The organism is Winogradskyella endarachnes (assembly GCF_009741275.1).
Taxonomy (GTDB): domain Bacteria; phylum Bacteroidota; class Bacteroidia; order Flavobacteriales; family Flavobacteriaceae; genus Winogradskyella; species Winogradskyella endarachnes.
In genome coordinates, this window is sequence record NZ_WOWS01000001.1 from 944,593 (window position 1) to 959,837 (window position 15,245).

At 30.3% G+C, this 15,245-nt stretch carries 14 protein-coding genes; all 14 read right to left on the minus strand.

The genetic code is table 11. The annotated features are described in order from the left end of the window. Positions 1 to 57 precede the first annotated feature (57 nt). The 14 genes from GN138_RS04240 to GN138_RS04305 all read right to left on the minus strand — a co-directional run bounded on the left by GN138_RS04240 (position 58) and on the right by GN138_RS04305 (position 15,244). Positions 58 to 1,203 carry a glycosyltransferase family 4 protein gene (locus GN138_RS04240; RefSeq protein WP_157362426.1) on the minus strand — a complete coding sequence of 382 codons (1,146 nt, stop codon included), beginning with the start codon at positions 1,201 to 1,203 and terminating at the stop codon, positions 58 to 60. Next, a complete protein-coding gene (locus GN138_RS04245; RefSeq protein WP_157362427.1) occupies positions 1,200 to 1,751 on the minus strand; it encodes a serine O-acetyltransferase in 552 nt (183 codons plus the stop codon). Before GN138_RS04245 ends, GN138_RS04240 begins: the two co-directional genes overlap by 4 nt. Before the next feature lie 19 nt (positions 1,752 to 1,770). Next, positions 1,771 to 2,919 carry a glycosyltransferase family 4 protein gene (locus GN138_RS04250; RefSeq protein ID WP_157362429.1) on the minus strand — a complete coding sequence of 383 codons (1,149 nt, stop codon included), beginning with the start codon at positions 2,917 to 2,919 and terminating at the stop codon, positions 1,771 to 1,773. Further along, positions 2,919 to 4,307, minus strand: coding sequence for a hypothetical protein (locus tag GN138_RS04255; protein WP_157362431.1), 1,389 nt, complete (start codon positions 4,305 to 4,307; stop codon positions 2,919 to 2,921). The genes GN138_RS04250 and GN138_RS04255 overlap by 1 nt, the downstream gene beginning before the upstream one ends. Further along, a complete protein-coding gene (gene neuC / locus GN138_RS04260) occupies positions 4,300 to 5,418 on the minus strand; it encodes a UDP-N-acetylglucosamine 2-epimerase (protein ID WP_157362433.1) in 1,119 nt (372 codons plus the stop codon). Before neuC ends, GN138_RS04255 begins: the two co-directional genes overlap by 8 nt. Continuing rightward, positions 5,418 to 6,464, minus strand: coding sequence for an N-acetylneuraminate synthase family protein (locus GN138_RS04265; RefSeq protein ID WP_157362435.1), 1,047 nt, complete (start codon positions 6,462 to 6,464; stop codon positions 5,418 to 5,420). The genes neuC and GN138_RS04265 overlap by 1 nt, the downstream gene beginning before the upstream one ends. A gap of 38 nt (positions 6,465 to 6,502) precedes the next feature. Next, entirely contained in the window at positions 6,503 to 7,495 is a 993-nt protein-coding gene (locus tag GN138_RS04270) for a glycosyltransferase family A protein (RefSeq protein ID WP_157362437.1), read from the minus strand. A gap of 15 nt (positions 7,496 to 7,510) precedes the next feature. Then, positions 7,511 to 8,668 carry a glycosyltransferase family 4 protein gene (locus tag GN138_RS04275; protein ID WP_157362439.1) on the minus strand — a complete coding sequence of 386 codons (1,158 nt, stop codon included), beginning with the start codon at positions 8,666 to 8,668 and terminating at the stop codon, positions 7,511 to 7,513. Beyond that, entirely contained in the window at positions 8,668 to 9,525 is an 858-nt protein-coding gene (locus tag GN138_RS04280) for a glycosyltransferase family 2 protein (protein ID WP_157362441.1), read from the minus strand. The genes GN138_RS04275 and GN138_RS04280 overlap by 1 nt, the downstream gene beginning before the upstream one ends. A 3-nt stretch (positions 9,526 to 9,528) precedes the next feature. Then, positions 9,529 to 10,188 carry a CatB-related O-acetyltransferase gene (locus tag GN138_RS04285; protein ID WP_157362442.1) on the minus strand — a complete coding sequence of 220 codons (660 nt, stop codon included), beginning with the start codon at positions 10,186 to 10,188 and terminating at the stop codon, positions 9,529 to 9,531. Next, positions 10,178 to 12,004 carry a hypothetical protein gene (locus GN138_RS04290; protein ID WP_157362444.1) on the minus strand — a complete coding sequence of 609 codons (1,827 nt, stop codon included), beginning with the start codon at positions 12,002 to 12,004 and terminating at the stop codon, positions 10,178 to 10,180. The genes GN138_RS04285 and GN138_RS04290 overlap by 11 nt, the downstream gene beginning before the upstream one ends. Then, positions 12,001 to 13,260: an ABC transporter ATP-binding protein gene (locus GN138_RS04295; RefSeq protein ID WP_157362446.1), complete on the minus strand. Its 1,260-nt coding sequence runs from the start codon at positions 13,258 to 13,260 to the stop codon at positions 12,001 to 12,003. The genes GN138_RS04290 and GN138_RS04295 overlap by 4 nt, the downstream gene beginning before the upstream one ends. After that, a complete protein-coding gene (locus GN138_RS04300; RefSeq protein WP_157362448.1) occupies positions 13,260 to 14,135 on the minus strand; it encodes an ABC transporter permease in 876 nt (291 codons plus the stop codon). The genes GN138_RS04295 and GN138_RS04300 overlap by 1 nt, the downstream gene beginning before the upstream one ends. Positions 14,136 to 14,266: 131 nt before the next feature. Further along, entirely contained in the window at positions 14,267 to 15,244 is a 978-nt protein-coding gene (locus GN138_RS04305) for an SDR family oxidoreductase (RefSeq protein ID WP_157362450.1), read from the minus strand. Position 15,245: the final 1 nt, after the last annotated feature.

Here is a 15,245-nt window from a genome sequence, read left to right on the forward strand (position 1 = left end):
TTCACTCCTAATTGTACTGCACTTTTTAGTTAATTCTAGGATTTATAAACGAATAAATTATACTTTACTCTTAAATGTTCCGTTTAAAACAGTTTCAATGTTGTTTTCTAATCTATCAAAGGTATATTGTTGCGACCAATTTAATGCATTTAGTGCTAAACTATCTAATTCATTTGCATTGTAAACTTTAATAAAACTATCTATAGCAGCATTAAGTTCTGGCTCTACAATTATTCCTCTACTGCCATATCCTAACATCCAATTGACACAAGATACTGAAGTAGCAATTGGAATACAACCATAAAACATACCTTCTGCCACTGCTTTTGGCCATCCTTCACTTTTTGAAAGTAATATATTAAAATGAGCATCTAACAATGCTTGCCTTACCACTGCTTTATCTTGGTTTCCATGTAGTTTAATATATTGGCTTAGGTTCTGTTTTATTATATAATCTTGTAATTCTTGCTTTAAAACACCATCTCCAAACATTTCTAATTTTGCAGCAATTCCGTTTTTGTTTAAATGCTCTATAAATTTAATTGTTAATAATGGTCGTTTTCCAGGCACCAACATTCCTGCAAATACAAATACTAATTCTTTGGAATAATCTTTAGATTGAAATGGTACACGCTCACTATCTCTATATGTCGCTGTAATAAATGGATAAATATTTGATGTTTCACCAGGCCATTCACCATAAACTAGTACTTTCATATTTTTAGTTAAGGTAGTGTTTCTAAGTATAGCTTTTTGCATTCGGTAACCTAAAGGTTGATCACTTCTAGGGTCCCAGTTACCAGCATACTTGGTGGTTTTTTGCTTCCAAGGAAATAAAATTTGAACAAAACTTGCAATTAAACTGACATTAGCCGGACAACGTAAATGAATGTGATCCGCCCAAAGCATAGCTCTTATCATTTGAAATATTACAAAAGGAAGAATAATTAAAGCTTTTAAAATATTAAAAAAAGAATTGAATGCAAAAAAAGGTATGTAATAACGCCCAATATTTTCTGTACTAAATGGCTTTATTAAAACATTCTCAGGATACGAAAATGGAGCCAAAATACGTTGTTGTTCTGCATATTTAAACCATAAATCCATTTCGTTAACATATGGTGCATAAGACCAAAATTTTCCATCTTTTAAAATAGTAGGCGCTAAGGATATAACTAGCAATCGTTTTGTTTTTAAATTCATATATATCCATTTGAATTGCGATCACTTACTTTTACAGCAGGTACACCTAGAACCGTAGAATTAGACTCCACATCTTTTGTTACCAATGAATTAGCACCTATAACGGCGAAATCTCCAACTTTAATTTTTCCTACTACTGTTGCACTAGCACCTATATAAACATTATTACCGATAATTGGTACACCTCTTTTTTCACTTATACCACTTACACCAATAGTTACACCTTGAGATATATTACAGTTATTACCAATAATGGCATTTGCATTTATAATTATACCCCCAAAATGACCAATATAAAATCGTTCTCCTATAGTAGCTGAATACGGTAGAGATATGCCAGTTAATATCTCAATCCATTTCTGCGCAATTAAACAAAACACTAACAAAAATCGCTTTATTAATCGAGGTGACTTACTAACAAACAAAGCATTAGATATTCGGTATACAAATAAAGCCCAAAGTCCTTGTTGCGTCAACAGTAAGATTATGGTATTAGATTGACTATACGCTTTATATTTACTAATATCCTTTTTAAATTTTGATAACATTATATCTTAAATTCATTTATTACTTTTTTGAAAATTGACGGTAGAACGAAATATTCTGAGTTACTATTTTATCCATATTAAAATTATTTAACACGCTTTCCCTAGCCTTTAAACCTATTTGTAATGCTGCCTCAGAATTAGCAAAACCCCATTTAATCTGTTTAGCTATATCTAACGGATTATGAGGATCACATAACAATCCTGTTATACCATGAGAGATAACTTCTGGCCCAGGACCTAATTTTGTAAAGATAACAGGTTTACCCATACACATCGCTTCTGGAGCAACAAGACCAAGAGTTTCCATATGAGATGGAAAAACACATACATGTGCTTCTGCATATTTCAATGGAATTTCAGCATAATCAATTGCTCCACAAAAATTGACCTTATTCTGTTTATTTCCTAATTTTGGCAGTTCTGTTGTTTTTAACATTTCAATATAAGAATCTCCATTAGGAAATAGCCAATCTCTTCCATATATATCTAAGCTAGCCTCTGGATAAGCCTCTAAAATAGGTAGCATAGCATTTATTAGTTGACGAATTCCTTTTTTCTCACAAACCGTGCCTACAAAAACTATTTTAAAAGGCTTATAAGGTTTATTTATAGGCTGAAAATGATTTAAATTAACAGGTGAATTTATTTTTTCTACCGGACGATTATTTAATGGTAAATATTTGAACGTATGATTTCTAACATAATCAGACACAGCAATAAAACCATCTGCTTTCTTATAAGATAATTTTTCTTGAATACCTTTCCAAACTTCAACTTTACGTTTCTCAGACTCTGCAAAAAAATGATGTCCGCCGTGCATACGGATTACATAAGAAACCCCTGTTAACTTAGGTAAAAATGCTAATCCCATATCTGAAGCCTCTACTATGTCAATGGGAGTTTCAGAATGAATTTCTTTAAGTTTTTTGGCTATTATTCTCGAATTAAATAACCACCCTAAACCCTTAACATTTTTTGAAAATAGTCTATATACTTTAATACCATTAACTAACTCTACTTCATTTTTACTTTCATAATTCTTACCCACAACACTAACTTTAATTCCGTTCTCAACGAGACCTTTACTCAAAGTAGACACAAATGTTCCTATGCCTCCATGTGCGTAGCCTTTTTTGGGAAATTCATTTGTTATAAAACATATATGCATTAGAGTAGTGCTTTAGCAATTTTGCTTGAATTTTCATCTAATGGATGAAGAACTAGTTTTTCCATCCATTTTTTTCTATCTACCGCTATTTCTTGCTTAGGATTAAGAGCTTTTAAAACTGTATTTCTTATACTATCTTTATCGTTTAACCAGCCAACGGCATCTAAACCATTCATACTTCTAAAATGCTGAAAACTATAAATCATTTCAGTACTCCAAACTTTGCTATAGGCTGGATTATAATTAAGATACAAACAAGGCTTGTCGTAAATAGAGAAATCTAATGCCATTGTAGAACCTAAATTAATAACCATACTACAATGATAAGCTAGATTTACTTGCATATCAATATCCTGGTATTTAGGAAAATAACCTACCCAACCAGAATTAGATTCGTTGTTCCATAAAGGGTCTATTGAAACAATTAAATTATTAAATTTACTTAACGTACTATCATATCTCGTTGAGAAATCCACAGGACATCTTCTAAAAATAATTTGAATATCATCCTTTTCACTTTCTAATGATGTTGCTATATCATCTAAAAACAAATTATCAAATGGCGACGTAATTTGATCATCTCCACTAAAACAAATCCATTTTTTATGAATATCTAATCCATGTATATGTGCAAATTCTTCGCGAGGAGTAATTCTATTTTTATCTAAATAAAACTCAAATTGAGGTGAGCCAATCAATAAAACTCTATTTTCTGATATTTCTGGATAATAGGTCTTCATTTCTGCTTTCATCCATTCAGACCATACGATATAATAATCAGAATTTACAACCAATTTAGCTTTTGGAAGATTATCCCAAGAAAAAATGGCGGTAAAAGTTTTTATATTTAGTTTTCTCGCAGCCAAACAAATAGGCATTAATCCTGGTACACGTTGATGCGTAATTAAAATTGATGTTGGATTTAATTTCTCTAACTCTTTAATATAATTATCAATAGTTAAGGAAGAAATATTGTTTCTACTTTTCTGTTCGAAGTGTAAAATTTTAGTGTACTTTTTTGATAAATAAGAACCTAAAATCTCTGCACTTTTATAAAGAAGCTTAACCTTTAAACTATATTTGCTAGGTCGCCAATTCGTTAATATTGAAGGATTACTCTGTATTTTACTGTTATGAATTAAACGCGCAAAGGTTGTAGCTTCTCTATACAAACGCGTTTTTATATTTTCTGGCTTTAGCTTTATTTGCTTGTATTGAAAATCTATATTATGAATCTTTTTTACATCAGCAAAAGCCTCAATTGGTAAAGGCGACCAAATAGATATTTTTGCATTTTCTTTTAATTCCTTAATTATATTTGAGTAAATATAATTTTTTATACCTACGCCATCTGGCACTAAAAAAAGAATATGCTTTTCTTTAGGCATCCTTAAACTGTTTTTGATGATTAATAGACCAGACTGCTAAAGACTCTAAACTATTTAAAAACTGTTTTGCACTATCGCCTTTACCAAAAGAGTTATTTGACTTCTCTGTAGATTGATTGAGCTTTTTAAATGCTTCTAAAATCATCTGCTTTTCGCATGGTACATTAATAATTTTAGATGAGCTAGCTCTGTTTAATTGTCTATTTCCAATATTAATAGTAGAAACACCATAATAAGGTGCTTCCCTTACTCCTGCACTACTATTACCAATAATAAAATCGGATTTTTTTAAGAGTGTTAGGAAATACTCAAACCTAACGGATGGGAATATTTTAAAATTACTATTGTTTTCTAATCTTTTATAAGCGTTAAGAATATGTTTACTCCCTAAATCGTTATTAGGATAAATGACGACGTAATTTCTTTTACTTTCAATTAAGGCCTCTACAAACTGGTTTGCTCTATCTTCTAAACCCTCAATTTCGGTTGTAACCGGATGATACATTGCTACACCATACGTATCGAAATCTATCTGATAATAATCTTTTACCTCTTTTAGAGACGGTAAATTATTAGAGAACATAATATCCACATCTGGAGAACCAATAGTAAAAATAGACTCCTCTAATTCGCCCATTTGCATTAATCTTTTTTTAGCTTCTTCATTAGAGGTGTAATGAATATGACTTAGCTTAGAAACCGAATGTCTTATTAACTCATCAATAGTACCAGATAGTTCGCCTCCTTCTATATGAGCGACTAAAACATTATTTAAACTTCCTACAATGGCACCTGCTAAAGCTTCAACTCTATCGCCATGAACCACAATTAAATCAGGTTCAATTGTTTTAATATATTGAGAAAATCCGTTAATTGTTTTGGCCAAGGTTAAATCCATAGTAGCTTCATCTGTATGGTTGTGAAACGTTTCTATATTTTTAAATCCGCAACGCTCAACTTCAATTAAAGTATAACCATATTCTTGCATAAGATGCATGCCTGTAACAAAAATATAAGGTTCAAAATCGTTATGATTTTCAACACTTTGTATAAGCGCCTTAATTTTACCAAAATCTGCTCTTGTACCAGTAAGAAAGACTATTTTTCGCATTATATAAAATCTTTATAATCTAGATGCTCACCTTCCTCTATTGTTCTTTGAGCCACCTTACCTAAAATAGTTTTATAATCTTCTGCTAATATTTTACCTGTACCAGGGCGTTTTACCCAAATGTTTTGCTCAGTTAATATGTCTCCCTTATTAACTTTTGCTATCGTACAAACCGTAGCAAAAGCAAAATCTATGGTTACTTTTTCTTCTTTTGCAGGTTCTTTAGTTCCGCCTCTCATTGACCAAATTTCTTGGCTGCCAGTTACGAGATTCTTACACGCCTCCTCATCCATACTGCACACAATATCTGGCCCTTTTCTTTCCATATGGTCTGTAAAATGGCGTTCTAAAATAGACGCACCAAGGGCTACTGCTCCCAAACACGCATTATTATTTAAGGTATGGTCGCTTAAACCATATACGTTTTGAGGAAACGCATTATGTAATTCCATCATAGCTCCAAATCTTACTAAATGAGAAGGTGTAGGATACAAATTTGTAGTATGCAATAGTGCTAAAGGTGTTTTATGCGCTTCAAATATAGCAACTGCCTTACTTACGCTTTCTATAGTATTCATTCCTGTACTTAGAATTACAGGTTTACCAAATTTTGCGATATGCTCTAATAAAGGATAATTGTTGCATTCTCCAGAACCAATTTTATAGGCTGGCACGTTAAACTTATTTAATCGTTCTGCTGCTGCTCTAGAAAATGGAGTAGATATAAAAATCATGCCTTTACTTTCTACATAATTTTTCAATTCTAGTTCATCAGCTTCATTTAATGCACAACGCTCCATAATATCGTATATAGAAACATCTGCATTACCAGGTATTACTTTTTTAGCCGCAATACTCATTTCATCTTCTACAATATGAGTTTGATGCTTTACCATCTCTGCGCCTGCCCTAAATGCTGCATCAACCATTTCTTTAGCTACAACGATTGAACCTTCATGGTTTATACCTATTTCTGCAATTACTATAGGCGGAAAATCTGCACCTATTTTTCTACCAGATATTTCTATAAAAGGATTATTTTTCATTTATAATAGTTTTAGCACAAGAGTAATCTTTATATCAACTACTGTTTGTACCTTAATTTAAATAACTTATTTATTATTCGTTTTTTAAGCTTATACCAACCAAAATTAATTTGTTTTGGCTTAAATTCTAATAGGTTGATTGCGTTAACTTCATTAGGAATTGATTTTTCCTGTTTTAGATTTTCATCTTGAATATCATACATCCATTTTTCTGCCGTGTTTCCCATGTGATAAGCAAAATTATGATAAGTGGCTAATCGCATACCTCCAGACCTATTAATCGGTTCGTCGCAATATAAGAATTCAGAATTATTACCTACTAATACCAGTGATGGTTCCTTTGGTACAGTAGAATGAAACAACTCGCGTCGCATACTTAATATTTGATGACCACTACCCACAACAGCTTTTAAACCATTAGACTCAATTACGGGCCACTTTGCGTTACTATCGTTTTCTAGTTGCCAATGAAAACTTTCTAAAAATTGATTTTGAGAAGTATGATTCTCAGGAATAGGTTCAAATTTAAATTTTACTTTTTTAGATAAAATTTGACTAAAGGTTGAAGACGTTTCATAATTTATAAACCTTCTGCAAGGTATTGGAGATACTGAAGCTACATTTTTAATAGTAGAAAAAACGTTTTCAATTTCTGTTTGCCAGCCATGCTTAAAAAGGATATCTACGTCTGAAACCGTAATAATTGGTTCTCTACTCCCTCTTGCTGCACCTATTAATGCATCTATTTTTCCAATATTTTCTTTATGATGAATAACGGTATCTATTGCATTATCACTTAATTTAATATTTAAATACTCACCAACCTCATTGCAAGACGCATTATTTACAACCGTTATTGCGCAATTAGAATTTGTAGTAGCAATGGCTGAATCTAAACACAGTTTAAAAACATCTAATACATTTTTGTAATAACCATCTAAGGAAGGAATAAAAACAACAATTATTAATCTATGTTGATACTTTAATTGAATTTTTTTTGATTGCTTTTGAGGATTCATCCCTACTCTCATAATCCTAAATAATCTTTATTTTTGTAAAAGTTTAAAAATAGCATTTTTATATTGACTTTTTATCATTGTCATTTTATACTTTTCCACATATCTACGTCTATTTTCTAATGCTATTTTTTCAATTGTTTCAGAGTTTAATTTAAGAATAAACTGCAATACTTTTTCAAGTGTTTCAGGCGAATTTATGTTAAACCAAAATTGATTTTCTAGCCCTTTTAGTCTTTCTTCCATAGCACCAACTTTAGTAGAAACAACTAACTTAGCCGCAGCCATAGCCTCTAAGCCAACCAATGGGCCAGATTCTTCAAAAGACGGTATAATAATAGCATCTGCTCTTTCAAAATGTTTTAAAATCTCTGTCTGATTTAAAAACCCAAGTAATTCTACATTTTTAATGGATTCACTTCTCGACTTGAGCTCATTAAAATACTTTCCGTCTCCAATGATTTTAATATTTAAATTAAGAACATGATTTGCAAAAAAATTAAACAATTCTTTAATACCTTTTTCATCTGAAAATCTTCCAATACATAATACGTTTTTAAATGCTTTTGAAGGTTTTAAGCTTAATAATTCATCTTCTTTAAATGTGCATTGATCAATTATTTTATAATTATGAGTTTTTAAAGATGATAATCGTTCTGCATTAGAGAATGAATGATGCGCAAAGAGGGTTACCTTATTCAACCAATTCTTTTTAAATACATCTTCTACTTTAATAGTATTAGAGGTTCTAAAAAAAACAGGGATTTGTTTTTTATAAGCATAGTTTACTATATGGTCTATGTAATTACTGGTAATTTGTGCACAAACCACAATAGCTTCGTTATTATCTATTTCCTGTTCTATTTGTTTTATAGCATAATTTCTATAACCTGTTTTTTTTGCCAATTTATTGCTCACATAACTTAAGATTGGCTTTTTTCTAAAAGATTTTAAATAGGCTATATACGTTATAATCTTAAACCATATATTTCTATTATAAATTAACTGATTTAGTATCTTAACATCTGATTCTTTTACAAAATCGAAAACCTGAGATTTATGAGTTAAATAATTAGTAGTAAGTATTGTTACATTATAATCATCGCTTAGTGAGCTAGCTATAAAACCAGTCTCTAATTCTCTACCTCCAAAATCTCCTATGGGTCCAAATACTAAAAGGTTTTTCATTATTTAGAAGGTTTTGAAAACAATTTAGCAAACCATAAGATAAGTTTTAGTTTAAGCGTTGTAACTTTTCTAAAAAACGAATAATTCTCTATTTCTTTTAACATCCTAAATCGCTTATTCTGATGTATAAAGTGATTAAAAATTAAAGTGTCGCCATCATTATTAAATATTCTAGGAAAAAATGTTTTTAATACCAATTGACGTTCTGCATAAATGCTTTTTAAATTATCTGAATTTGTCGAAACACCTTTAGTATCAAAAATTGAAATTACTTCCGGGATTTTCTTATAGCTTTCGTTATTTAAACCTAATACCTTTAGAAAAAATGCCCAATCAGACACTATTTTATACTCTTCAGAGTAATTGCCGTATTTAACAAATAATGATTTTTTAATAAATGTAGAAGGATGAGAAATGGCATTACCTACTAAATATGAAAATGTCATTTTATTAGGATGCTCTCTTAAACGTTTACCAGAGTTTTCATTAAAAATAATGTTACCAGACAATACACTAATGTCTTGCTCTAAATAAGGTTGAATAGTCTCTATAACATTGTCGTTTTCTAAAACATCGCCACTATTTAAAAACAACAAATAGTCTCCAGAAGCTTTTTCTATGCCTTTATTCATGGCATTATATATACCAGAATCTGGTTCGCTAATACAAATAAAGTTATCTCTAGTTATCGTTTGCAAATACGCTTTAGAACCATCGTTAGAATCACCATCAATTATAATATATTCAAAATTAGAAAATGTCTGATTTAATACACTTTCTGCAGTTAGCTTTAGTCCATAAACATTGTTATAGTTTATGGTAATTATTGAAATTTTATTTGATGATTTTACGCTCATCCCTTATTTATCATATTTAGCTATAAACGCGTCTATATTATAAAACATTTTATTTATATCCTTTAATTTATCGTCATCAAAATCCCACCAGGCTATTCGTTTTAAACTTTCAATTTGTGATGGCGTGAATCTATATTTATTAATTTCTATTGGGTTTCCATAAGCAACCGCGTAATCTGGAATGTTTTTAGAAACCACTGCACCTGCTCCAATAACAGCACCATCGCCTATAGTAATTCCGTCTAAAACTGTGACATTAGAACCTATAAAAACATCATTACCAATTGTTACTTTAGACCGTTCATTTATTAAATTTTTACTAGCCAACGTTTGTCCGTTTTGCTTTGCAGTACTGTAAAAGTATGGATTAGTAGATATGCCATCGATAGGATGAATTCCCCATCCACAAACAAAATTGGGACCAACAGAACAAAATTTACCAACTGTTAAACCAGAAATTCTAGAATTAACTGATATATACGTTCCCTTACCTATAGTACAATTTACAATTCTGTAAGGCTCATATATTTTGGAGAATTCGGCTTGTTTAAAATCTCTTGTGTTATTTTTATAATAATTTAACGATACCTCATCATTTAAAATAGGTCGTAACTGCGGTATAAAATAGCCAACAATTTTTGATATAATTTTTCTAAGCACCATCTTTATTTTTTACTGTAAGATTTGATATGTTTTTGCGTTCAAAAACATCGAAATCTGAAAAAGGATCATAATTAAATACATCGATATGTAATCTCTCAGCCTCTTTTTTTAAAGCTTCATATTGCTGATATAGTTCGTATTCTCTATACAAACGCTCTTTAGGAAATGGCTGCTTTTGTTTCTCATAACTGATTTCAATATTTGCAGCTTTTAAATAGTACTCTAAACTTGGCTTATTATGAGAATAAAAATGTGTATACGGTTTAATACATTGCCAATCGTGATTAATTCCCAGTAAACCAATAGTCTTTACCTTACAATAAATAGCTAATTGCAAAGCCACAATTGTAACACTCCAAGGCGATTTTATTGGCTTTGTAAAATCTACAGGTAAATTTCCACCGTAAGAATAATAATAGACTTCACGATTTTTAAACACCTGTTCTGCTACCAATTTGTCTCTTTTTTCTATTAGTAGAATTGTAGTACTTGGTAAAACCTCATTACAACGATTCCACCAATTTTCTAAAACCTCTGTTGTAATTGGTGGGTGAGATGCCGCAAAAATATGTGCTTTAGGATTTATTTCATTTATAAGCGGATGCTCATAAAAATTACCTACAGTAATTACTAAATCGTTAGAAAACCTTGTAACATCTAGCTTATTTATAGACGACGACGACCCTAAAATAACAGCTTTATCATAGGGTGAAAAACGTTCTTTAAACTCTGTGTTTCGCTGAAAATCTGGATACAAAGCCCTGTTACTACTTTTACCTAATATTTTTTTTACAATTTTCTTTGATAAAACAATCAAATCTTGAAATTGAAATTCTTGCTTTGCATTATTTTTTTTAGTCGCTCTATTTAATTCTTTTAATAAGATAACAATTAATCTATTAGATGCTGTTTCTTTAAATTCAGTATTATTATATTCTTTATTAATAATATTTTCTGAAAAACTGGAAATACTAAAGTTTTTAAAATATGTTTGAAAAAGAAGTAAATTATCGTCTTTAAAGTAGTTATCTATTTGATTTTTCTGCTGAGTATCTAAAATTTTGTACTCCGAAAAAACACCTTTATTAAAATTTTCTTGTAAAAGACTTCTAAGCGTTTTCTTTTCTATGCTATTTAAATGTGGGTTACAGGCTTCTGCTATCTTTACAGCTTCTTTATTGTAGCCTATATTAGAGAAGTCCTCGTCTAAATTTTCTAATATGTTTATTTTTGAAAATTCACTAAAGTAAGAAAGTTTATTTCTAGAATTTAAAATTTCCTTATCATAAGGAATTGCGAATACATTGTTCTCACCAAAGACGCTTTCATATTTTTTTAGAAATCCACACCATTTAATCCCTTCTAACTTTGTTTCATCAATTAAATTACTTAATTGATAATTTTCTGATTGATGAATATACTGCGTATAAATAGATTGAATAAACTGGTTTTGATTTCTTAAAACCACAAAAGCTTTTTTTTCTTCAAAATTGTTTAAACTTTTATATAAAACCTCAGCAACTACCGAAACATTAGAATATAATTTTTTAGGATTACCAGATAAATACTCACAACAAATAATATAAGAGTTGATATCTTGTTCTAGTCTAGAATTTATAAACTGCTCTAGTTTTATAACAAGATTATTATCAAAGTTTTCTAACGCCATTAATTTCTGAGCATACTCAAACTGATATAAATTTATGTATTTTACATTAGCATTTTTTAATTTTTGAGCATTTTTAACTATAGTTTTTTGAAAACTACTTGTACCAGTTTTGTGGGTACCAACATGTATAAAAATTTTTTTACTCATATCTTTTCCCAATTTAAATTAGGAATTATATAGGCCTTTCTAAACTGTGCATTTTTATAAAATCCTGTTTCGTTAATTTTAAAATTAAGACAATCCACTCTTTGTATATTCTTTTTAAGGGATTCATTTTGAAAAAACAATCTTACATAATAATCTCCTTTATTTAAAAAGTTTCCATTAATAGTAGCCTTATAATGACTTACACCCTGATCTATATTAAAATTATTTAAATCGTTAAAAGAAGAGCTTAATATAACCGAATCACTAGCATTAACGATGGCAAACGATAAATTATATTTATAATCATCAATGTTCTTTTTTTCAATTTCAAATACGATATTTATAGCTTCATCAAACCTATAATTTGAAGAAGAATTATCTTCATCATTAATTAAACTGACACTTTTTACAATACAATTTCCGTTAACATTCTCTTCTATAAATTTCGATTTGAAATTTAAATTTTCACTTAAATAGAAATTTATTACATCATTTATATTCCCTGTAAATTTAACTTCTCCATTGCTTAGAAGTAACCCCCTTTTACATAAACGCGCCATAGACTCCATATTATGGCTTACAAAGAGTACAGTTCTCCCATCACTATTAGAAATATCTTGCATTTTACCTATGGCCTTTTTTTGAAACTCAGCATCGCCTACCGCTAAAACTTCGTCTACCACCAAAATATCTGGTTCTAAATGTGCAGCAACAGCAAAGGCTAAGCGCACCTTCATCCCAGAACTATAGCGCTTTACTGGAGTATCTATATATCTTAAACAACCCGAAAAATCAATTATTTCATCTATTTTACTTCTAATTTCTGCTTTAGTCATTCCTAAAATAGCTCCATTTAAATAGATATTTTCTCGTCCTGTCATTTCTGGATGAAAACCTGTACCTACTTCTAACAATGAGGCTATTCTTCCTTTAGTTTTAATTTCACCTGTTGACGGCCCTGTTACACGAGACAATATTTTTAAAAGAGTAGATTTACCTGCCCCATTTTTCCCTATAATACCAAGTACCTCTCCTTTTTTAACCTCAAAAGTTATGTTCTTTATAGCCCAAACATAATCTGATTGACCTTTTTTGGTTCTATTATTTGATTCTCCTACTTTTAAATACGGATCTTCTTTTCCCAATATTCGCTTCCACCATCTATTAAGATCATGACTAATTGTGCCTGTTCCAACAAGGCCTAAACGGTATTGTTTCCCTATATTTTCTACTTTTAAAATTACTTCAGCACTCATTAAATTGTATCTATAAAGCTTTTTTCTGTTTTATTAAATATAACTAATCCCACTAAGAATATAATAAAACTCACTAAAGTTGCGTACAGTAGTTTATATAAATCTAACACACCTATGCCTAATGTAATATTTCTAACAAACTCTACAATTATAGCTATAGGATTCCATTCTATAAGCCAATAATAATTAGGCAACTTATTATTAAAATAAGACATAGGGTACATTACCGCAGAACCATACATTAGTAATTGAACTCCAAATTGAATTAAAAATGTTAAATCGCGGTATTTAGTGGTCATTGAGGAAATTATCATCCCTAAACCTAATCCTAAGAGTGCCATTAGAAAAATTAAAAATGGTAAAATAACAACCTCAAAGCTAGGAAAAACGCCAAAAGCGGATGTTGTAAAATTAACATAGTATACATAAACTGCAGTAAAAACTAAAAACTGAATTCCGTATCTTAATAAATTAGAGACAACAACAGACATTGGCATAATAACTCTTGGAAAATAAACTTTACCAAAAATATTTTCATTCTTTTTAAAGGTATCACTTGTACCTAAAAGGCATTCTTTAAAATAATTCCAAGTTGTTATACCTGCTAAATTGAACAAAAATCCAGGAACACCATTACCTGTTGGTATATCTGCTAAATTATTAAAGATTAAAGTAAATATTAAAGATGTAAATAAGGGCTGAATTAAGTACCAAAGTGGTCCTAAAACCGTTTGTTTATACAGGGTAATTATATCTCTTTTTACAAATAAAAAGAGCAAATCTTTATACCTCCAAATTTCTTTAAAATTAAAATCTACTAGCTTCTTTTTAGAAGATATAACATATAGCCAATGCTCTTGATCGGTAGTTTTCAATTATTAATGCTTTAATATTATTAACGCGAATATAAGAAATGCATTCTGAGAAATAATTGATCCCTAATGCTTTTTAATTTTAACTTTCAACATTAAATATTAAATATGTTGTGAATCTAAAATAAAACGGATTAACTAAAGGAATCCCAAGTAATTTTTAAGCCTTCTCTTACTGTATATCTAGGTTGGTATCCTAACAGGTTTTGGGCTTTAGAAATATCTGCCAAAGAATCCCTTACATCACCTTGCCTATTAGGACCGTATATAGCTTTTAACTCTGAATTTGCAGCAGCTCTTAATGAATCCCATAAATAATTAATAGTTATACGTTCTCCACAAGCTACATTAAACACCTCGTTTTTAGCATCTTTTGACGCAAAAAATCCTTTTACGTTAGCTTGCACCACATTATCGATAAATGTAAAATCTCTTGTTTGCTCACCATCACCATTAATTTTAGAAGGCACATTGTCCTTTAAAGCTTGCATAAACAAAGGAATTACAGCAGCATAGGCACCACTTGGACTCTGTTTTGGCCCAAAAACATTAAAATAACGAAGCCCAATTACATCTGTATTGTAAGTTGTACCAAAAACATCTGCATATAATTCATTTACATACTTAGTTACCGCATACGGTGACAATGGTTTACCAATTGTATCTTCTACTTTTGGCAGCGCCTTGCTATCTCCGTACGTAGAGCTTGATGCTGCATAAACCATTCGTTTAACCGTTGGACTATCTTTGAGAGCAATCATCATATTTAAAAACCCAGAAATATTAACCTCGTTAGTTGTAGCTGGATCATTAATTGAACGTGGCACAGAACCTAAAGCGGCTTGGTGAGACACATAATCAATACCATCCATTGCTTTTTTACAAGTTTCTAAATCTCTAATATCGCCTTCTATTAACTCGAAAGCTGGATTTTCCATAAATTCTATCAAGTTTTCACGATGACCATTCGAAAAATTATCTAAAACACGAACCTTCTTTGCGTTATACTTAAGTAAATATTCTGTTAAATTAGACCCTATAAAGCCTCCTCCTCCTGTGATTAAAAAACTTAATTCTGAAAGGTCATTAGTGTGATGTGGATTTGAATACATA